At 63.0% G+C, this 19,516-nt stretch carries 16 protein-coding genes; 9 read left to right on the plus strand and 7 right to left on the minus strand.

Features of this window, described 5'->3' with window-relative positions:
- Nucleotide 1: 1 nt before the first annotated feature.
- The 3 genes from cobN (at nt 2) to FS777_RS13525 (ending at nt 5,440) form a co-directional block, all read left to right on the plus strand.
- Nucleotides 2-3,763, plus strand: a complete 3,762-nt coding sequence (cobN, locus tag FS777_RS13515; RefSeq protein ID WP_058638296.1) for a cobaltochelatase subunit CobN — start codon at nt 2-4, stop codon at nt 3,761-3,763.
- Nucleotide 3,764: 1 nt separating this feature from the next.
- The gene (locus tag FS777_RS13520; RefSeq protein ID WP_078478555.1) at nt 3,765-4,775 is read left to right on the plus strand and encodes an ATP-binding protein; all 1,011 of its coding nucleotides are present in this window, start codon (nt 3,765-3,767) and stop codon (nt 4,773-4,775) included.
- 119 nt (nt 4,776-4,894) lie between these two features.
- Nucleotides 4,895-5,440 carry a VWA domain-containing protein gene (locus tag FS777_RS13525; RefSeq protein ID WP_371921581.1) on the plus strand — a complete coding sequence of 182 codons (546 nt, stop codon included), beginning with the start codon at nt 4,895-4,897 and terminating at the stop codon, nt 5,438-5,440.
- A gap of 102 nt (nt 5,441-5,542) precedes the next feature.
- On the opposite strand, the gene FS777_RS13530 is transcribed toward FS777_RS13525, so the two are convergent.
- Nucleotides 5,543-5,809 (minus strand): hypothetical protein, encoded by a 267-nt coding sequence (locus tag FS777_RS13530; protein ID WP_058638293.1) that lies wholly within the window; start codon nt 5,807-5,809, stop codon nt 5,543-5,545.
- A 340-nt stretch (nt 5,810-6,149) separates the two neighbouring features.
- Here FS777_RS13530 and FS777_RS13535 point away from each other — a divergent pair, with 340 nt between their 5' ends.
- On the plus strand, nt 6,150-7,472 hold the full coding sequence (locus FS777_RS13535) for a sigma-54 dependent transcriptional regulator (protein WP_078478557.1): 1,323 nt from the start codon (nt 6,150-6,152) through the stop codon (nt 7,470-7,472).
- Between the two features lie 8 nt (nt 7,473-7,480).
- On the opposite strand, the gene FS777_RS13540 is transcribed toward FS777_RS13535, so the two are convergent.
- Nucleotides 7,481-9,481: a U32 family peptidase gene (locus FS777_RS13540; RefSeq protein ID WP_145255986.1), complete on the minus strand. Its 2,001-nt coding sequence runs from the start codon at nt 9,479-9,481 to the stop codon at nt 7,481-7,483.
- Nucleotides 9,482-9,704: 223 nt separating this feature from the next.
- Nucleotides 9,705-10,085, minus strand: coding sequence for a RidA family protein (locus FS777_RS13545; RefSeq protein ID WP_145255988.1), 381 nt, complete (start codon nt 10,083-10,085; stop codon nt 9,705-9,707).
- Between the two features lie 126 nt (nt 10,086-10,211).
- Between FS777_RS13545 and FS777_RS13550 the strand changes: the two genes are divergently transcribed.
- Nucleotides 10,212-10,925 carry a class I SAM-dependent methyltransferase gene (locus FS777_RS13550; RefSeq protein ID WP_145255991.1) on the plus strand — a complete coding sequence of 238 codons (714 nt, stop codon included), beginning with the start codon at nt 10,212-10,214 and terminating at the stop codon, nt 10,923-10,925.
- 5 nt (nt 10,926-10,930) lie between these two features.
- Nucleotides 10,931-11,863 (plus strand): LysR family transcriptional regulator, encoded by a 933-nt coding sequence (locus FS777_RS13555; protein WP_058638288.1) that lies wholly within the window; start codon nt 10,931-10,933, stop codon nt 11,861-11,863.
- A 56-nt stretch (nt 11,864-11,919) separates the two neighbouring features.
- On the opposite strand, the gene FS777_RS13560 is transcribed toward FS777_RS13555, so the two are convergent.
- On the minus strand, nt 11,920-13,071 hold the full coding sequence (locus FS777_RS13560) for an acyl-CoA dehydrogenase family protein (protein WP_058638287.1): 1,152 nt from the start codon (nt 13,069-13,071) through the stop codon (nt 11,920-11,922).
- A gap of 15 nt (nt 13,072-13,086) precedes the next feature.
- Nucleotides 13,087-14,157 (minus strand): enoyl-CoA hydratase/isomerase family protein, encoded by a 1,071-nt coding sequence (locus FS777_RS13565; protein WP_058638286.1) that lies wholly within the window; start codon nt 14,155-14,157, stop codon nt 13,087-13,089.
- 548 nt (nt 14,158-14,705) lie between these two features.
- Between FS777_RS13565 and FS777_RS13570 the strand changes: the two genes are divergently transcribed.
- Entirely contained in the window at nt 14,706-15,011 is a 306-nt protein-coding gene (locus tag FS777_RS13570) for a DUF3077 domain-containing protein (RefSeq protein WP_145255993.1), read from the plus strand.
- A 149-nt stretch (nt 15,012-15,160) separates the two neighbouring features.
- Here the strand turns inward: FS777_RS13570 and FS777_RS13575 are convergent, their stop codons facing one another.
- Both FS777_RS13575 and FS777_RS13580 read right to left on the minus strand, forming a co-directional pair.
- Complete coding sequence (locus FS777_RS13575) at nt 15,161-16,552, minus strand: HAMP domain-containing sensor histidine kinase (protein WP_145255995.1); 1,392 nt, start codon at nt 16,550-16,552, stop codon at nt 15,161-15,163.
- Nucleotides 16,530-17,210 (minus strand): response regulator transcription factor, encoded by a 681-nt coding sequence (locus FS777_RS13580; protein WP_058605448.1) that lies wholly within the window; start codon nt 17,208-17,210, stop codon nt 16,530-16,532. The genes FS777_RS13575 and FS777_RS13580 overlap by 23 nt, the downstream gene beginning before the upstream one ends.
- A 192-nt stretch (nt 17,211-17,402) precedes the next feature.
- Here FS777_RS13580 and FS777_RS13585 point away from each other — a divergent pair, with 192 nt between their 5' ends.
- Both FS777_RS13585 and hemB read left to right on the plus strand, forming a co-directional pair.
- On the plus strand, nt 17,403-18,296 hold the full coding sequence (locus FS777_RS13585) for a PA4780 family RIO1-like protein kinase (RefSeq protein ID WP_145255998.1): 894 nt from the start codon (nt 17,403-17,405) through the stop codon (nt 18,294-18,296).
- A 168-nt stretch (nt 18,297-18,464) separates the two neighbouring features.
- Nucleotides 18,465-19,439 carry a porphobilinogen synthase gene (gene hemB / locus FS777_RS13590; protein ID WP_058638282.1) on the plus strand — a complete coding sequence of 325 codons (975 nt, stop codon included), beginning with the start codon at nt 18,465-18,467 and terminating at the stop codon, nt 19,437-19,439.
- Nucleotides 19,440-19,516 lie beyond the last annotated feature (77 nt).

Genomic DNA, 19,516 nt, shown 5'->3' on the forward strand with positions numbered 1-19,516 from the left:
CATGCACCTGCTGCGGACCCAGCCCGGCGGCTTCGTGCCCGACGACAGCATTGCCGACCTCGGCCAGACGCCAGCCGAACTGGTCATCCTCTGCAGCGGGGATTCGCACCTGGCCTTGCTCGCCGACAGCGCCGAGCAGCTGCCCGGCGACTATCCCAGCTTGCGCCTGGCCAACCCCATGCAGGTGCAGAACCACGCTTCGGTCGACCTTTATGTCGATCAGGTCTTGCAGCACGCCAAGGTCATCCTGGTGTCGCTGCACGGCGGCGTGGGGTACTGGCGCTACGGTGTGGAACAGTTGGTTACGCTCGCCGAGCGCGGCGTGCACGTGATTCTGGTGCCCGGCGACGACCGTCCCGACCCGGAACTGACCGGGCTTGGGTCCGTGCAGGGGGCGCAAGCCGAGCAGTTGTGGCACTACCTTCGCCAGGGTGGCAAGGCCAACGCACTCAATCTGTTCTACTACCTTGCCAGTCAGTGGCTGGACCGTGACTATCCCTGGGCCGAGCCGCGGGCGTTGCTTCGCACGACGGTTTACCACCCTCAGGTGGGCAGTGGGGCGCTGGAGGACTGGTACCCGCACTGGCATGCCGATCATCCGGTGGCGCCGATACTGTTCTATCGCTCGCACCTGCAAGCAGCGAACACGGCTTTCATCGATGTGTTCTGCCAGCGCCTGCAGGCAGCAGGTTTGAACCCGTTGCCGATTGCGGTGGCCAGCCTGAAGGAAAGCGCCTGCCTGGAACAGGTCGAAGCATGGCTCGACATGGTCGGCGCCGAGGTTGTGCTCAACACCACGGGTTTCGCCCTGTCCAGCCCGGAGCGTCCTAACCTGCGCCCCCTAAGACGAGACATACCCGTGTTGCAGGCCATTTGCGCGCAGGACAACCAACCGGGTTGGGAGGCCAGCGAGCAGGGCCTCGGCGCACGTGACCTGGCCATGCACATCGTGCTACCGGAACTGGACGGCCGCATCATCACCCGGCCGGTCAGCTTCAAGGACATGGCCTGGCACAGCGAACGCAGCCAATCGGATGTGGTGTGCTACCGCGCCCACCCCGAGCGCATGGATTTTGTGGCCGAGCTGGCACGGCGCTGGGTGACCCTGGCGCGCCAGCCCAATGCGCACAAGCGCGTGGCGTTGATCCTGGCAAACTACCCCACGCGCGATGGGCGCATCGGCAATGGCGTGGGCCTGGACACGCCGGCTGCGGCGCTCAATATCTTGCGTGCGCTGCGCACTGAAGGCTATCCGGTCAGCGAGCTGCCCGAGAGCGGTACCCAGTTGATCCATCAATTGCTGGGCGGTGTGACCAACGACCTCGACCAGATCGACCAGCGGCCCTGTGCCCAGAGCATGAGCCTGGTCGATTACCAGGCGGCATTCGACCGCCTGCCGGACGCCAACCGCCAGGCGGTACTGGAGCGCTGGGGGCTACCGGAGCAGGACCCGATGTTCCGCCAGGGCCGTTTGATGGTGGCAGGGGTGCGCATGGGGATGACCTTCGTCGGCATCCAGCCTGCTCGCGGCTATCAGGTAGACCCCAGCGCCGTTTATCACGATCCGGACCTGGTGCCACCCCATGGCTACCTGGCGTTCTATTTCTGGCTGAGGCATGTGTATGCGGCCGACGCTGTCATCCATGTCGGCAAGCACGGCAACCTGGAATGGCTCCCGGGCAAGGGGGTAGGGCTGTCCGATACGTGCTGGCCGGATGCGCTGCTCGGGCCGCTGCCCAACATCTATCCGTTCATCGTCAACGACCCAGGTGAGGGCGCGCAGGCCAAGCGACGCACGCAAGCCGTGATCATCGATCACCTGATGCCGCCGCTGACCCGCGCCGAGACCTACGGCCCGCTACGCCACCTGGAGCAATTGGCCGACGAATTCTACGAAGCACAACTGCTCGACCCGCGCCGCGCCCGTGAGTTGCAACGCGACATCCTCGAACTGGTCAGGACCCACCACATCGACCGGGAATTGCAACTCGAAGGGCAGCTTGACGATGCAACCGTCTGGTTGCCACGCCTTGACACCTACCTGTGCGACCTCAAGGAATCGCAGATCCGCGATGGCTTGCATGTATTCGGCCAGTCGCCCGAGGGTCGGTTGCGCCTGGACACGCTGCTGGCACTGCTGCGGGTTGAGCGGGGCGATGGGCGTGGCGGCAATGCGAGTGTGTTGCGCGCGCTGGCCAAGGCACTGGTCCCTGGCTTCGATCCGCTGGACTGTGACCTGGGGCAACCCTGGCAAGGCCCACGGCCCACGCTACTGCTGAACATCAGCGACCAGGCCTGGCGTACGGCTGGCGATACCCGCGAGCGCCTCGAACTGCTGGCATTGCAGGTTATCGAGGGTGCGCTCGACGGCACGCTGCCAGCGCTGGAGGCGGAACTTGGCCAGCCCGTTCAGGCCGTTGTCGATCACCTGCGCGATACCGTGGCGCCGAGCCTGGACGCCTGTGGCGCCGCCGAGATGAACGGGCTGCTTGCAGCGCTCGCTGGGCGCTTCGTGCCTGCAGGGCCTAGTGGCGCGCCCAGCCGTGGTCGGCTTGACGTACTGCCCACAGGCCGCAATTTCTACACCGTCGATGTGCGCAACTTGCCGACCACCACAGCGTGGCGGCTAGGCTTCGCGTCGGCCAACCTGATACTCGAGCGTCATTTGCAAGACCATGGCGACCACTTGCGCCAGCTCGGGCTGTCGGTGTGGGGGACCGCGACCATGCGCACCGGTGGTGACGACATTGCCCAGGCCATGGCACTGATGGGTGTGCGGCCCGTTTGGGCCACCGGCAGCCAGCGGGTCGACGATTTCGAGATACTGCCCCTGAGCCTGCTGGACCGCCCGCGGGTGGACGTGACGCTGCGGGTGTCGGGTTTCTTCCGGGACGCCTTTGGCAGCCTCATCCGCCTGTTCGATGCTGCCGTTCAGGCCGTGGCCGGTCTTGATGAACCCGATGATCTGAACCCGTTGGCTGCGCGCGTGCGCAGCGAGCGTACGACTTTGCAGCAGCAGGGTGTAGACGCTGAGCAGGCGGCTCGCCAGGCCGGTTGGCGTGTCTTTGGCGCCAAGCCAGGTGCCTACGGGGCTGGCGTTCAGAATGCGATCGATGGGCGCCTGTGGCAAACCCGTGAAGACCTGGCCGAGGTCTACCTGAACCATGGCAGCTACGCCTATGGCGGGCAGGACGAGGGCACGCCGGCCAGGGCACAGTTCGTCGAGCGCCTGAGCAAGGTGCAGGCGGTGCTGCAAAACCAGGACAATCACGAACATGACGTGCTCGACTCCAACGACTACTACCAGTTCCAGGGCGGCATGCTGGCGGCCACTGAAACGCTGGCAGGCGCGTCCGTGGCCAGCTACCACGGTGATCACAGCCAGGTGGACCGACCGCGCATCCGCACGTTGAAGGAAGAGCTCAACCGCGTGATCCGCGCGCGTGCGCTGAACCCCAAGTGGATCGACGGCGTCAAACGCCACGGCTACAAAGGGGCGTTCGAGATGGCGGCGACGGTCGACAACCTGTTCGCCTTCGACGCCACGACGCACCTGATCGACGATCATCATTACCAGTCGCTGGCCGATGCCTATGTGCTGGACCCGGCGACCCGCGAATTCATGCGCGAGCACAACCCGCAGGCGCTGCGCGACCTCACCGAACGGCTGATCGAGGCGCAGCAACGCGGCCTCTGGCAGTCCCCCGGCGAGTACCGCGATGCCCTGGAAGAACAGCTGCTCGATGGCGAGGAACAGGCTTGAAATGAACGACGCTGCACAATTTCCCCTGGCCGCCGTGGTGGGGGCCGACGACTTGAAGTTGGCGCTGTGCCTGACGGCCATCGACCCCAGGATCGGCGGGGTGCTCATCGAAGGTCCGCGCGGCATGGCCAAGAGCACCCTGGCCCGCGGCTTGGCTGACCTGCTGGGCGATGGGCCTTTCGTGACCTTGCCGCTGGGCGCCAGTGAAGAGCGCCTGGTGGGCACACTCGACCTGGATGCGGCACTCGGGCAAGGCAAGGCGCAGTTCTCCCCCGGTGTGCTGGCTCAGGCCAATGGCGGCGTACTTTATGTGGATGAAGTCAACCTGCTGCCGGACACCTTGGTTGACTTGCTGCTCGATGTCGCCGCCAGTGGCACCAACCGTATCGAACGCGACGGCATCTCCCATCGTCACGATGCGCGCTTCGTCTTGATCGGCACCATGAACCCCGAAGAGGGCGAGTTGCGTCCCCAACTGCTCGACCGCTTCGGTCTGAATGTGGCGCTCGACGGTCTACCCGCACCTGATGCACGGCAACAGATCATCCGGCGTCGGCTGGCCTTCGACCATGACCCCCTGGCGTTCCGCGCCGAGTGGGCATCGGCCCAGGAGGGCTTGCGCAAGCGCTGTCATGCAGCGCGCCAGGCGCTGGACGACATCGCGCTGGATGACCGGACCTTGGCCAGTATCACCGAGCGCTGTTACGCCGCCGGAGTGGATGGGCTGCGGGCAGACCTGGTGTGGTTGCGCGCCGCCCGCGCTCACTGCGCATGGCGCGGGGCGGCGGCCATCGAGGTGTCTGACATCGACGCGGTGGAAGATTTCGCCTTGCGCCATCGTAGGCAGTCGCCTGCCCAGGCTACACCGCCCGCAGCCCCCGAACAGCCCCAGGCACAGACCGGCAGCAGCTCGGCCGAGAAAGGCGGGCAGGGGGATTGGGGTGCTTTGGCCCCACAGCCTGTGGCAAGCGGGCCAAGGCGTGAGGTGCCGAGCTGGGCAAAAAAGCCCTGAGCATCCGTCAGCCGGCCAAGACGACGGGTGCGCAAGCAGGCAAGGGTGCGCGCGCAGGTGCAAGCCGCGGTCGGGCCCAGGCTGCCAGTGCTGGCCAGGTCGCCTGGCTGCCGAGCCTGTTGAAGGGCCGGCCTCGGCACCGCGACGACTTGTGCTGGCACACCCGCAGAGGCGCACCGGCTCAGTTATGGCTGATCATCGTCGACGCCTCCGCCTCGACGCGTCGCCATCAGGCGCTCGCGCACACCAAAGGGCTGTTGGCGACATTGTTCGACCATGCCTACCGCCAGCGCGCACGGCTGGCTTTGTTGACGGCAAGTGGCAGTGCACCGCAATGGCAGCGCCATGGGCTCAAGGCTTCGGCCGCGCTGCAACCTTGGTTACAGGCGCTTGGGGCGGGAGGGGGCACTCCGTTGCTGCCGGCGCTGGAGCAAGCCAGGCAGTGGCTGGGCAATCGGCGCAAGGCCTATCCGAACGAGGAAGTACGCTGCCTGGTGTTTACGGACGGTCGTCTGCAGCAATGGGACCCTGTCGAGCCCTTGCCGTGCCCCACCTTGCTGGTTGACATGGAGCTGGCCCCGGTCCGGCTGGGCCGTGCTCGCCGGCTGGCGCAGCAACTGGCAGCAGACTATCAACACCTGCTTAGTTTCGAAGCGATGAAGTGATAACGGCGGGGTGCGGCAACAAGTCGCACGTTAGCAGGATGAAATATGCAGGGCCGCAAGTACATGTGCGTGGCAGAGCACGCACATGTCAACGCTGTTCATTTACTTGGGCATCGACCACGGCTGCAGGTGGTAGCCTTTTTCACAAAGTTCTGCGCGTACTTCCTCAATCAGGTTAAGCCACTGAGCTTTGTCGGAATAAGTTTGCGAGTTTACCTGTTTGCTGCCGATGCGGGTGCTGGTACGGTCGATGACCGCCAGGCTCAGGTCGCCAGTGCCGTTGGGGGCGTCCCAGGCCACGCAGTGGAAGGGTTCGAAGGCGTGGTCGGCGATCAGCAGTGCTTCGTTGACACGGAGCGGGGCATTCATGGTTCGGTCTCTCTGTGGTCCCAAACATTCAAGTGACGTCCGCGTTGCTTCAAGGTCGCCTCATGTATCGCGAAATGCAGCGCGGGGTTATGTGTACTGATGCTCGATAGTCGGCATTAAGTCACATGGGTGCAGCAAAATAATCAACGATTATTCATTTTTGTTTCAACGCGCCCCATGTGAGGACGTTAACCATCGAAAATTCCCTGGCGAAATTAGGAAAAGCAGTGTTGGCAGACAGACGGTCATAGGCACCGTCAACTTAATTGCTACTGTTATTCGGGCGCCACAACTTACTGTTTTATTTCAAGAAACCAATACTTGGCGCCAAGGATCGGTCATGCAACAAACCGCAGTGCAACGCCGCCTGCTCATCGTCGATCCTTGTGACGATTGCCACCGCCTGACGCCAGGCTTGGTTCAGGCCGGGTGGGAGGTCGCCAGCTGCGCTTTGGCGCAGGCGCTGGAGCATCGTTGCGATGTAGGTGTACTGCGCCTGGATGAAGCGCACCTCAAGCACCCTGACGTGGTCAAGGACATGATCAAGCGCAGCAACACCGAGTGGATTGCGGTGCTGAGTGCCGAACAACTGCGCTGCCCGGCCGTCGGCGATTTCGTCTGTGAATGGTTCTTTGATTTCCATACATTACCCTTCGACGAATCGCGGGTGCAGGTCACTCTGGGCCGGGCCTTCGGCATGGCGCGGCTGCGTGGCAAGGGCACGGTCAAGGCATTCGACACCCAGGATGAGCTACTGGGTGAGAGCCGGCCGATTCGAGAATTGCGCAAGCTGCTGGGTAAGCTGGCACCGACCGAGTCGCCTGTGCTGATACGCGGTGAAAGCGGCACGGGGAAGGAACTGGTGGCGCGTACGCTGCACCGCCAGTCCCAGCGCAGCGGGCAGCCTTTCGTGGCGATCAACTGCGGGGCCATTCCCGAGCACCTGATTCAGTCCGAACTGTTCGGGCACGAAAAGGGCGCGTTCACAGGCGCCCACCAACGCAAGATCGGTCGCATCGAAGCCGCTAACGGCGGCACGCTGTTTCTCGATGAAATCGGCGACCTGCCACTGGAACTGCAGGCCAATCTGCTGCGCTTTCTCCAGGAAAAGCACATCGAGCGAGTGGGAGGCAGCCAGCCAGTACCGGTGGATGTACGGGTGTTGGCCGCCACCCACGTCGATTTGGAAAAGGCCATCGAGCAGGGCCGCTTCCGGGAAGACCTGTACTACCGTTTAAACGTCCTGCAGGTGGTCACCGCCCCGTTACGTGACCGCCATGGCGATCTGTCGATGCTGGCCAATCATTTTGCCCATTTCTACAGCCTGGAAACCGGCAGGCGGCCACGCTCTTTCAGTGAGCACGCGCTGATGGCCATGGGCCGGCACGATTGGCCGGGTAACGTGCGTGAGCTGGCCAATCGGGTGCGGCGTGGGCTGGTGCTTGCCGAAGGGCGCCAGATCGAGGCCAAGGACCTGGGTTTGCAGCCGTTTGCACAACAGCCGCCGCTGGGCACGCTGGAGGAGTACAAGCACAAGGCCGAGCGCCAGGCGTTGTGCGATGTGCTGGACCGTCACAGCGACAACCTCAGCGTTGCAGCCAAGGTGCTGGGCATCTCGCGGCCGACCTTCTACCGTTTGTTGCACAAGCACCAGATACGCTGAAACGCGCCTCAGTGAGGCGCGCGGACGATGGTCTTGAGCAGGTCTTCCGGGCTGATGTGGCCTACGACCTGGGCCACGGCGCTGCCAGGGGTGGGCAGGTCGATGATGTGGTTCTTCATCTTGCCGATCACGTGCATCTCGCAGGGTTTGCAGTCGAACTTCAGGGTCAGTACTTCATCCCCTTGGACCAGCTGCATCGGCGCCACCTTGGTACGCACCCCGGTCACCCCTTTGGCCTGCTTGGGGCACAGGTTGAAGGAGAAGCGCAGGCAGTGCTTGGTGATCATCACCGGCACCTCACCGTGTTCTTCGTGGGCTTCATAGGCCGCGTCGATCAACTGCACACCATGACGGTGGTAGAAATCCCGGGCTTTCTGATTGTAGACGTTGGCCAGGAACGACAGGTGCGACTCGGGATAGACCGGTGGTGGCGAGGTTTCCGGCTTGCGCCGGCCGTGGGGGTGCGCCTGTATGCGTTGCTCGGTCAGCGTCTCGATGGCCTGCCGGCGCAGGGCCTTGAGCTGCGAATTGGGAATGAAGAACGCCTGCGGGGCGTCCAGTTCGATGCTGTCGGCGTGGTAGAGCGTGGTGCCGAGCTGGCCAAGCAGGTCGTGCAGTTGGTCCAGCGCCTGCTCGGGCTTGTTCGCCGGGCCGAATGGGCCATCCAGGGCGACCTGCACTTGCACGCCTTCCTCGCTGGTCACGTTCAGGGTCAAGCGCTCCTGGCGCAGCACCGCCTGCCAGCTTACACCGATGCGGCGTTCGGCCGACGTACGCTGCAGGGCCTGCTGCCAATTGTGGTCCAGGTTACGCGAAAGCGGATGGTTTGGCCTTAGCTTGTGCAGCCCGGCAGGCATCTCGTTCGATTCCACCCGGTAGCGGAAGCGCTTTTGGCCGTCTTCTTCGAATTCGCCGCGTGCCTCGGCAATGTTGGCCCTGAAACCTACCACTTCACGCTTGACCAGCACATTGAGGCCATCCCCGTTGGTCAACGGCACGTCGGTGACGACCTGCAGGTCGCGCTTGCCAACTTTCTCCACCACACCCACTGGCAGGCCGGTGAAGGTAGGGGAGTCGAAAGCGCCGATATCGACCTTGCGGTCAGTCACGAAGTAATCGGTGCTGCCGCGGTGGAACGTCTTGTCCGGGTCCGGTACGAAGAAGTGTGCGGTACGACCGCTCGAGGCGCGGGCCAAGCCAGGACGGTCTTCCAGGATGGCGTCGAGCTCCTTGCGGTAATGGGCCGTGATGTTCTTCACGTAGCCCATGTCCTTGTAGCGCCCTTCGATCTTGAACGAGCGCACACCGGCATCGACCAGGTCGCGCAGATTGGCGGTCTGGTTGTTGTCCTTCATCGACAGCAGGTGCTTTTCGAACGCCACCACCCGGCCTTGGTCGTCCTTGAGCGTGTAGGGCAGACGGCACGCCTGGGAGCAGTCGCCCCGGTTGGCGCTGCGACCGGTCTGGGCGTGGGAGATGTTGCATTGCCCGGAGAACGCCACGCACAACGCGCCATGGATGAAGAACTCGATGGCGGCGTCCGTTTCGGCTGCGATGGCCCGGATTTGCTGCAGGTTCAGCTCGCGTGCAAGTACCAGCTGAGAAAAGCCAGCCTGGTCGAGAAACTTGGCCCGCTCCAGGGTACGAATGTCGGTCTGGGTACTGGCATGCAGCTCAATGGGTGGGATGTCGAGCTCCATGACCCCCAGGTCCTGCACGATCAGCGCATCGACGCCAGCGTCGTACAGCTGGTGAATCAGCGCGCGCGCCGGCTCCAGCTCGTTGTCGTGCAAGATGGTATTGATGGTGGTGAACACGCGCGCATGGTAGCGATGGGCGAACTCGACCAGCGCGGCGATATCGCCCACCTCGTTGCAGGCATTATGGCGTGCGCCAAAGCTAGGGCCGCCGATATAGATGGCATCGGCGCCATGCAGGATAGCCTCGCGGGCAATGGCCACGTCGCGGGCAGGGCTGAGCAGTTCCAGGTGATGCTTGGGAAGGGACATGTCGTTATGGTTTCGGCTGTCACGGTATAGCCGGGCATTGTACCGACGATTGTGCTGGGCGACACCCTCAGGCTGTGCTGGCCGGATGGCCGGGGCGGCTGCGCAGCCTATCGCAGCCGGTCCCACGCCCAGGCCGCATGCCCAAGGTTCTGGCCTTGAAAACAGCGGGCGCAGGTCTGGATCATGCCAGTCAAGGCCCGCAACGGCCTCCGGTCCTGTTCAGTCAGCCTTTGGCCGCCATCGCCGTCACTTCCACGCGCATGCCCTCGAACGCGAGCGCCGCCACGCCTACGGCGGCGCGCACTGGCCCGGGTTTGGCGAAGAAACGCTGGTACACCTGGTTGAAGGCGGCGCGGTCGGCCATGTCGGTCAGGTAGATGGTCAGGTGCAGCACCCGGTCCATACCGCTGCCGGCTTTCTCCAGAGCATCCTTCAAGGCCTGCAGCGTGCATTCGCTTTGCTCGACGATATCTCCCAACGCGAGGCTACCGTCAGGGTGCACCGGGACCTGAGTGGTTACCAGCATCCCGTTGTATTCGGCGACATCGGAGGAAATGGATTCTGGGTCGCTGTCTGGGGTGTAGACGATATCAGCATGTGCCATGGGGTCTGCCTTGCACGGTGGAAAAGCCTCAAGCCTACGCGAGCGGCCTGCGCCGGTCGAGAGGCCGGTTTTTTGCAAAGCGCGGCATTCACGGTCAGAATCGCCGCCATTGCAGAGAGGCTTACCGTGAACGAACACACCTTGTCCATGCGCCTGGAGCGTGTGGCCACCCATGTGCCCCAGGGCGCGCGTCTGGCTGATATTGGTTCTGATCATGGCTACTTGCCCGTAGCGTTGATGCTCCGCGAGCGCATCGAGTACGCAGTGGCCGGGGAGGTGGCCAGCCCCCCTCATGCGGCCGCTCAGCGCAACGTGGGCAAGCAGGGGCTCGAGTCGCGCATCGCCGTGCGCCTGGCCGATGGTTTGGCGGCCATCGTCCCTGAGGACCGCATCACGGCCGTGAGCCTGTGCGGCATGGGCGGCGAGACCCTGTGCGAGATTCTCGAAGCGGGCAGAGCTCGTTTGGCGGGTGTCGAGCGCCTGGTACTGCAACCCAATGGCGCCGAGCCGCAGGTGCGACAGTGGCTGATGAGCAACGGCTACCGTATCGTCGCTGAAGAGGTGCTGCGCGAGCACCGCTTCGACTACGAAATCATCGTGGCAGAACCCGGTCATGCGGCCTACAGTCCTCAGCAGCTGTATTTCGGCCCCCTGTTGATGCGGGACCATGGCCAGGCATTTCACGTGAAGTGGCAGCGCATGCTCGGGCAAAAAAAGCAGACCCTTGCCAATTTCGCCCAGGCCCGCGTCGCAGTGCCGCCTGCCAAGGTCGCCGACTTCGAACAACAGGTTGACTGGATCACCCGCCTGCTGGCCGAACGCCCCCACCTCGAGGACTAGCTTTCATGGACATGTTGCAGGCCATGCGTACCTTCGTCCGGGTGGTGGAGTGCGGCAGCTTCGCCGCGGCGGCCAACGCGCTGGACATCTCCGCCGCGCAGGTCTCGCGCATCGTGGCGGAGCTGGAGAATCAGCTGCAAACCCGATTGCTGCACCGCACCACCCGACGCTTGCGCATGAGCGAGGCGGGGGAGCGTTTTCTCGAGCGCGCACGGCAGATACTGCTATTGACCGACGAGGCAGTGGGGGAGGCACGTGGTGCTCACCTCACGCCCCGTGGCCGGCTGCGTGTGCATTGTCCCCATGGGCTTGGGTTGTTGTTGATGCCATTGGTGGCAGGCTACAACGCGCTTTGTCCCGAAGTGGTCATCGAGCTCACGCTTTCCCAGCGCAACCCCGACCCGCTTGCTGAAGGGCATGATGTGGTCATCACCGTCGACCAGGCATTGCCGGACTCACAGCTGATTGCCGTCCCCTTGGGCGCGATTTTCAGCATTGCCTGTGCCGCGCCCGGTTATCTGCATGAAAAAGGCGTACCTGCACGGCCCGACGACCTGCACCAGCATCGCTGCCTGCGCATGGCCTACCCGCTGTACGAGGGTGACTGGGTGTTCCCGCAGGCAGGTGGCGATTGCGTCATCGCACCCCAGGACAGCTTCATGACCAACGTGGCGGACGCCATGCTGGTCGCCAGCGAGTTGGGCATGGGTATCGGCCTGTTGCCGTTCTACACCGCCAGCCTGGCCATGGAGCAAGGGCGCCTGTGCCGGGTGCTGGCGGACTACCGGCTGCGGGAAAATGCCTTGTATGCGATTTACCCCTCACGGCATTACCTGGATGCCAAGGTCCGAACCTGGATCGACTACCTCAAGGAGCGGCTGCCGCCGATTTTCGCTGCCCACGCCCAGGTGGTCGAAGACCCCCGTTATTGCCGCTGACGGCAGCGGGGCACAAGCCCCGCCGCCCGTCCGAGCCTGGCCAGGAAGGCCGGGCCTTACAGCGCGTAGTGTTTAAGCTCACGTGCGATCAACATCCGTTGGATTTCGCTCGACCCTTCATAGATCTGGGTGATGCGCGCATCGCGGTAATGCCGCTCGACCGGATAATCCTCAAGGTAGCCGTAGCCACCATGGACCTGTATGGCCATCGAGCACACCCGCTCGGCCATTTCCGAGGCAAACAGCTTGGCCTGTGACGCTTCGGACAGGCACGGTCTGCCAGCGCTGCGCAGGCGCGCGGCGTGCAGGATGAGCAAGCGCGCCGCATTGATCTGCACCTGCATGTCGGCCAGCAGGTTGGCGATGCTCTGATGTTCGTGGATTGGCTTGCCGAACTGAATACGTTCCCGGGCGTAGCCCAGCGCTGCTTCGAAGGCAGCCCTGGCGATGCCCAGTGCCTGGGCCGCAATGCCGATTCGCCCGCCTTCGAGATTGGACAAGGCGATCGCCAGGCCTTTGCCGCGCTCGCCCAGCAGGTTGGCAGCCGGAATGCGGCATTGCTCGAGCGTCACCGCGCAGGTATCGGAGGCGCGAATACCCATTTTGTGTTCGGTGCGATCGACCTTGAAGCCGGGGTTGTCGGTAGGTACGAGAAACGCCGACAGCCCTTTCTTGCCAAGCTCCGGATCGGTCACGGCGAACACGACGGCCAGCCCGGCGCGACGGGCATTGCTGACGAACTGCTTGCTGCCGTTGATCACCCATTGCCCGTCGACCAGTTCGGCGCGCGTGCGCAGGTTATGGGCTTCGGATCCCGCCTGGGGCTCGGTCAGGCAGAAGCAGCCAATCACCTCGCCACTGGCCAGCCGCGGCAACCAGTGCTGCTGCTGTTCAGGGGTACCGTAGGCCAGCAACGGGCCGCACCCTACCGAGTTGTGGATGCTCATCAAGGCCCCGGTGGAGCCACACCCGACTGAAATCTCTTCGACCGCCAGCGCATAGGCCACGTAGTCGGTATAGCTGCCGCCGAAGTCCTCGGGGACCACCATGCCCAGCAAGCCAAGTTCACCCATGCTGCGCACGACGGCGTCATCAATCCAGCCAGCCTTTTCCCACGCCTGGGCGTGGGGCGCGATCTCGCCGCGGGCGAAGTCGCGGGCCATGTCGCGGATCATGATCTGCTCTTCGCTCAGTTCCACGTCTTGCATCTGCTGCTCCCAGGCTCAAAGGCCTTCGAAGAATTGGTCGATCCGCTGGCGCTCCAGGCCCTGCAAGGTAGGGGGATTCCACCGCGGTTGCTTGTCCTTGTCGATGATCAAGGCGCGCACGCCCTCGATGATGTCGCCGTGCTGGAACCACTGGCGATCCAGATGCAACTCCATTGCGAAGCAGTCTTCCAGGCTTAACTGTCGACCGCGGCGCAACATCTGCAACGTCACGGCCATGGCCAGGGGGGATCGGGTTTCCAACAGATCAGCAGTGGCCACGGCCCAGGCATGGCTATCGCCGATGCTGACGGCGCGCAACTGCTCGACGATGGCTGAGATATCGGGCAAGGCGAAGAAATGATCGATCGCTGGACGGAGCGCGGCCAGTGGCGGACCTTCCAGCGTCTGGGTGCCCAGGCGCGCCAACAGGTTCTGCAAGTCCTTGAGCGGATTGTCACTCAGGGATAACTGGTCCAGCTCCCGATCAAGGGCCTCGATCTTGTCGCTCGTCACATACCAGTTGGCCAGGCCGCAATACAGGGCATCGGCCGCCTGGACTTGTGTACCGGTTACGCCTAAGTAGGTCCCCAGCTCGCCCGGCAGGCGTGACAGGAAGTAGCTGCCCCCTACGTCGGGGAAATAGCCGATGCCTACCTCTGGCATGCCCAGGCGGCTGCGCTCGGTGACCACGCGCAGGTCGCAGCCCTGTGCCAGGCCCATGCCACCGCCGAGGGTGAAGCCGTCCATGAGCACCACAATAGGCTTGCGGTAGCGGTGTATCAGCAAGTCCAGGGCATATTCTTCGGCGAAGAAAGCCTCGTGCAGGTCGTCGCCGGCTTTGTAGCTGTCATGCAGCGAGCGGATGTCGCCACCGGCGCAGAAGCCCTTCGGGCCCTCGCCGCGCAAGACGATGGCGCGTACGTTCGGGTCGTTAGCCCAGGCGTCCAGGTGCTTGCGCAAGCTGCGCACCATGTCCAAAGTCAGGGCGTTCAATCCGGCGGGGCGGTTGAGACGCAGGTGGCCGATCTGGTTGCGAACTTCGCTCAGGATGTGTTCGGTAACCGGCGTTTGAATAAGCGCTGTCATTGCGGTCTCCCTGCTTGTTATTGATTTTCCATGTGAAATCTGGAGTTCGCTGGAGGATCGCTGGATCCTGGCATGCGAATTTGCCTCGTACAATCGACAATTGTGCAGGGGCATCGTGCATTTTTGCGCCGGGGCCCGTGGTGCTGTGAGTCCGCGTCGGTTGGAACCAGCCTTGAGGCTTCATAGCCGTTCACTGTAGCTGCGAATCAGGCGCCAAGGGTGCGTTATCGGCGCCACGCTATGGCTATTACAAGTGTTACAAGCGGGGCACTTGGCTTGAAAGCACCGTGGGAGGGTTAGTCTTCGCGGGCTGTTGTAAATCCAGCAGCCGGGTTTGGTCACCCGCAATCATCAAGGCGCATCAGCGCCGCTCAGCGAATCAGTCGGCGTTTTTTTGTGCGCGGCTGTCTCGTGTCATGGCGGCTGTGCGTGGGGCGCCTCCGTGCGCGCCGGTTTCCTTGATTCCCGGTTGACCAACCCGCGTACAGTCGCCACCCATTCGTTTGGTCACGTTGCGTGGCGGCTCCTGATGAATCAAGGAGAACACCATGACAAAAGGGTTACCTGATCCTCCTGCCAGTCTCACAACCGCGCCCACCTCATTCTCTACCTGTGAAAGTAGCCATCCGCCTTTGTTTTCGGTACGTCCGGGCGTCGATCTTGAAGATGCGCTCGTGCACCTGTCCACGCTGTTGCGTGGCGCCTATGCCGCCAATCTGAAGGCCACGGAGTTGGCCAGTGTAACTTGCTGCGACCTGTTGCTGGGTAATGACTATGGGCTGAAATCGGCCACCGCGGTGGTAGAGGCTTTGTTGAATGGGTTGGAGGCTCAGCGGCGGGTACCTGACCGCTAGTTGACGACAGCGGGGTGCCTCTAGCGAGTGGCGGAGTCAATTGCCTCGCTCCGCCCTTGGTTGTTAGCAAACTCCCAGGGTTAAAGCGGTCATGGTCGATATAAGGAGCAGCCTGGTGCCACCGCAGAGGTTGCCAGCCTTGCATGGGCTTACTTGACCAAACCCGCAAGAGGACAATGCAACACCAACTTCGCCCCGCCTAACCGACTTTCACCAATCTCCAACCCAAACCCATGCAAGTCCACGATCGCCGCCACGATGGACAAACCCAGGCCGAAGCCCGCATGCCGATGCCCCTCGTCACTGCGATAGAACCGCTTGAGCACCGCAGTACGCTCCTGTTCGGCAATGCCAGGTCCCGTGTCCTCCACCGCCAGGTGCACGCCAGTGTCATCTTGGGAAGCTGTGATCTGCACCTGCCCACCTTCGGGCGTAAACTTGATGGCGTTGCCCACCAGGTTGGCCAGTGCTTCGAACAACAATTCGCGGTCGCCATGCAGCGGCGCCAGTTGCCCTGGTTGGTGCAAGGTCAACTGGATGCCACCGTCCTCCGCCAGTGGCAGGTAGAAATCGTGCAGTTCCACCAACAGGTCATGTGGGTCCAGCTGCGTGAACCCTGCGCGGCGCTGGCGATCTTCCAGCTCGCTGATCCGCAACAGCCCGCGAAAGCGTGCCATCAGCGTATCGGTTTCACCAATGGCTTGATCCAGTGCCTCGGCCTGGGCGGTATCGGCATCGCTTTGCTGGCGTATGCGGTACAGCTGGGCGCGCAGCCGCGTCAGCGGCGTGCGCAGGTCATGGGCGATGTTGTCGCACACACCTTTTACCTCATGCATCAGGCGCTCGATGCGGTCGAGCATGGCGTTGACGATGTCCGCCAGCATGTCCAACTCATCGCGCCGTGCCGACAGCGGCAAGCGATGGGTAAGGTCGCCCGCCACGATCAACTCGGCCTGAGCCTGTACCGCGCGGATGCGCTTGAGTGGCCGGCGCCTGAGCAGGTACCAACCTGCAAACCCCGGGATCAGCGTCAACGAAATGCCCCATAGCAAGGCGTCGAGGATGATACGCGTGACAACGAACAACGAGCCGTTGTCCCGGAACAACACCAACCAGCGGCCATCCTGCACCTTGATCGCCACCGCATCGCAGCTATGGCGCGGCATGTTCGGGTCGTCGGCGTTCAGGCAGCGCTTGAGCTCGTGGATCTTGCCGTCCAGCGCCAGCCCAGTGGGCAGGGCACGTACGCTGCCGCCCAGCGGGTTGAGTTGCGCGTCGAACAGGCCATAGGCATCGAAGCTGCGTTCTTCGAAGGCTTGGCTCGCAATCAGGGCGTCGTCCAGTTGCTTGCCGCTCATGTGCGCGAACAGGTGTTGGCGCTGCAGCATCGAATGACGGGTGAGTTTGTTCAGGTAGCTGGAAACCTCGAAGTACAGCACCCCCATGAGGATGCTGCTCCAGGCCACGAACAGGAAGCTGTAGAGCGCCAGCAGCCGGCTCGTGGAAGAACTCCAGCCCTTAGACGGGTTCAGCAATGGCATAACCGGAGCCCCGTACGGTACGGATCAACGGCGACTGGCCAGGCAGGTCGATCTTCTTGCGCAGGCGGCCGATGTGCACGTCAATGAGGTTGGTGCCTGGATCGAAGTGATACCCCCAGACCTCCTCGAAGATCATCATCCGGGTAATCACCTGACCGCTGTGCCGCATCAGGTATTCCAGCAGTTTGTACTCGGTGGGCAGCAAATTGAGCGTGTGCTCGCCGCGTCGGGCTTCATGGGTGATGAGGTCCAGCTCCAGGTCGGCCACCTGCAGGCGAGTCTGCGTCATGGGCACACTGTTACGGCGTAGCAAGACTTCGACGCGCGCTGCCATCTCGTCCGAGGCGAACGGTTTGGTCAGGTAGTCGTCGCCGCCTGCACGCAGGCCTCGGACCCGTTCATCCACGTCTGACAGCGCACTGATCATCAGGATCGGCGTGGCGATCTTGAGATTGCGTAAAGTAGTAACAATGGTCAGCCCGTCCACCTCCGGCAGCATGCGATCAAGGGTAATCAGGTCATAGCCGCCGGCGATAGCCTTGGCCAGGCCCTCGCGACCATTGTCGGCCCAGTCAACGTCCAAGCCATGGCTGTTGAGTTCAGCGACGATTTCCTGGCCGGTGACGGCGTCGTCTTCGATGGTGAGTACGCGAGGCATGCGGGATCCCGAACATCCAGATGAAAGCCTGATTGTGCCAAAGAACGGCCAGCAGGCGATTTAAGAATAATTCATCTGGCGCCTGTTGCATGGCCTTGCTTGTTTATCGGCATGGGCAGCACATGGGCAAGCAAGTGCGACTCGGCTGTGAGAGGATAGGCCGCATCACAGCCAGGACCCGAACACAGCCTGATGAAGACACCCAAGAGAATCGAACCCCTGATCGAGGATGGCCTGGTCGACGAGGTACTGAGGCCGTTGATGAGTGGCAAGGAGGCCGCCGTGTACGTGGTGCGCTGTGGCAACCAGGTGCGCTGCGCCAAAGTGTACAAGGAAGCCAACAAGCGCAGTTTCCGCCAGGCGGCCGAGTATCAGGAAGGGCGCAAGGTGCGTAACAGCCGTCAGGCCCGGGCCATGGCCAAGGGCAGCAAGTACGGGCGCAAGGAAGCCGAGGATGCCTGGCAGAACGCCGAGGTGGCCGCGTTGTTCCGGCTGGCTGGGGCAGGCGTCAGGGTACCCAAGCCCTACGACTTCCAGGATGGCGTGCTGCTCATGGAGCTGGTAACCGATGCCGATGGCAATGCTGCGCCCCGGCTGAACGATGTTCACCTCGAGGCGGGCCAGGCGCGGGATTATCACGGGTTCGTGATCAGCCAGATCGTACTGATGCTCTGCTCAGGGCTCGTCCATGGCGACCTCTCGGAGTTCAACGTACTCCTGGGTCCGGACGGGCCGGTGATCATCGACTTGCCCCAGGCAGTGGACGCTGCGGCCAACAACCATGCGTTCAGCATGCTGCAGCGCGATGTGTCGAACATGGCGCATTATTTTGGACGCTTTGCCCCTGAGCTGAAAGCCACCCGTTACGCGCAGGAAATGTGGGCCCTCTACGAAGCCGGCGAATTGCGCCCCGACAGCCCACTCACGGGGTTGTTCGCTGAAGATGAGCAGGCAGCGGACGTGGCCGGCGTCATGCGCGAGATCGACGCCGCCCGGCTGGACGATGCCCGCCGCCGCGAAGCGCGAGCCGAGGCCGAGCAAGGGCAACCGCAGGCTGAAGAGCCGACCCCGCCCTGGCTGCGCTGACACAGCCAACCTACCGGTGCGCCCACCCCATACATCAGGCCGCGCCGGCCAGGTTTCGGCCTGCGCGACGGTCATTGCCTTTGACGCAAGACAATATCTCGTCATTTGGTCTTTCCAGTGTCGCGGCTCGGGCTTAAGGTATACGCCGTTCATCTTTCTGGAGCTGTCATGTCCACTCTTTTTCCGTCCGTCCGTCCCCGCCGTCTGCGCAAGAGCCAAGCGCTGCGCAGCGTCTTTCAGGAGACCGAGTTCCGCCTCGATGATCTGATCCTGCCGATCTTCGTGGAGGAGGGTATCGATGACTTCGTGCCGATCAAGAGCATGCCTGGCGTCAATCGCATTCCCGAGAAGCTGTTGGCGCGGGAAATCGAGCGGTACGCCCGTGCCGGCATCCGTTCGGTGATGACCTTTGGGGTCTCCCACCACCTGGACGCCGTGGGCAGCGACACCTGGAATGAAAACGGCCTGGTCGCTCGCATGTCGCGGATCTGCAAGGATGCAGTGCCGGAAATGGTCGTGATGTCCGACACCTGCTTCTGCGAATACACCAGCCACGGCCACTGCGGCGTGCTGCATGACCACGGCGTGGACAACGACGCCACCTTGGCCAACCTCGGCAAGCAGGCCGTGATCGCCGCAGCGGCAGGTGCGGATTTCATCGCGCCTTCGGCGGCCATGGACGGGCAGGTTCAGGCGATACGCAGCGCGTTGGACGGCGCGGGCTTCCATGACACGGCGATCATGGCCTATTCCACCAAGTTCGCCTCTTCGTTGTATGGGCCTTTCCGCGAAGCGGGCGGTACGGCGCTCAAGGGCGACCGCAAGAGCTACCAGATGAACCCCATGAACCGCCGCGAGGCGGTGCGCGAATCACTGCTCGATGAGCAGGAAGGCGCCGACGTGCTCATGGTCAAGCCGGCCGGTGCCTATCTGGACGTGATTGCCGACATCCGTAACGCCTCGCGCCTGCCATTGGCGGCCTACCAGGTCAGCGGCGAGTACGCCATGATCAAGTTCGGTGGACTGGCTGGCGCCATCGATGAGGGCCGCGTCATGCGCGAGAGCATCGGGGCGATCAAGCGTGCGGGCGCCGACTTGATCCTGACCTACTTCGCCATGGACCTGGCGCTGGAAGGTATTTGAAAACGCGGTCGCTGGGGCTGCGCAGCCGCCCCAGCAACCCAGTGCCTCAAGGCTCGCATCCCGCCTTGTGCCTGCTT

The organism is Pseudomonas sp. DE0157, from assembly GCF_007678615.1.
Lineage (GTDB): Bacteria > Pseudomonadota > Gammaproteobacteria > Pseudomonadales > Pseudomonadaceae > Aquipseudomonas > Aquipseudomonas parafulva_B.

Bases quoted from the DNA above. Each gene is read 5' to 3' on its own strand.
- cobN (WP_058638296.1), top strand. From the start codon at position 2: ATGCACCTGCTGCGGACCCAGCCCGGCGGCTTCGTGCCCGACGACAGC.
- FS777_RS13520 (WP_078478555.1), top strand. From the start codon at position 3,765: ATGAACGACGCTGCACAATTTCCCCTGGCCGCCGTGGTGGGGGCCGAC.
- FS777_RS13530 (WP_058638293.1), bottom strand. From the start codon at position 5,809: ATGAATGCCCCGCTCCGTGTCAACGAAGCACTGCTGATCGCCGACCAC.
- FS777_RS13535 (WP_078478557.1), top strand. From the start codon at position 6,150: ATGCAACAAACCGCAGTGCAACGCCGCCTGCTCATCGTCGATCCTTGT.
- FS777_RS13540 (WP_145255986.1), bottom strand. From the start codon at position 9,481: ATGTCCCTTCCCAAGCATCACCTGGAACTGCTCAGCCCTGCCCGCGAC.
- FS777_RS13545 (WP_145255988.1), bottom strand. From the start codon at position 10,085: ATGGCACATGCTGATATCGTCTACACCCCAGACAGCGACCCAGAATCC.
- FS777_RS13555 (WP_058638288.1), top strand. From the start codon at position 10,931: ATGGACATGTTGCAGGCCATGCGTACCTTCGTCCGGGTGGTGGAGTGC.
- FS777_RS13560 (WP_058638287.1), bottom strand. From the start codon at position 13,071: ATGCAAGACGTGGAACTGAGCGAAGAGCAGATCATGATCCGCGACATG.
- FS777_RS13565 (WP_058638286.1), bottom strand. From the start codon at position 14,157: ATGACAGCGCTTATTCAAACGCCGGTTACCGAACACATCCTGAGCGAA.
- FS777_RS13570 (WP_145255993.1), top strand. From the start codon at position 14,706: ATGACAAAAGGGTTACCTGATCCTCCTGCCAGTCTCACAACCGCGCCC.
- FS777_RS13575 (WP_145255995.1), bottom strand. From the start codon at position 16,552: ATGCCATTGCTGAACCCGTCTAAGGGCTGGAGTTCTTCCACGAGCCGG.
- FS777_RS13580 (WP_058605448.1), bottom strand. From the start codon at position 17,210: ATGCCTCGCGTACTCACCATCGAAGACGACGCCGTCACCGGCCAGGAA.
- FS777_RS13585 (WP_145255998.1), top strand. From the start codon at position 17,403: ATGAAGACACCCAAGAGAATCGAACCCCTGATCGAGGATGGCCTGGTC.
- hemB (WP_058638282.1), top strand. From the start codon at position 18,465: ATGTCCACTCTTTTTCCGTCCGTCCGTCCCCGCCGTCTGCGCAAGAGC.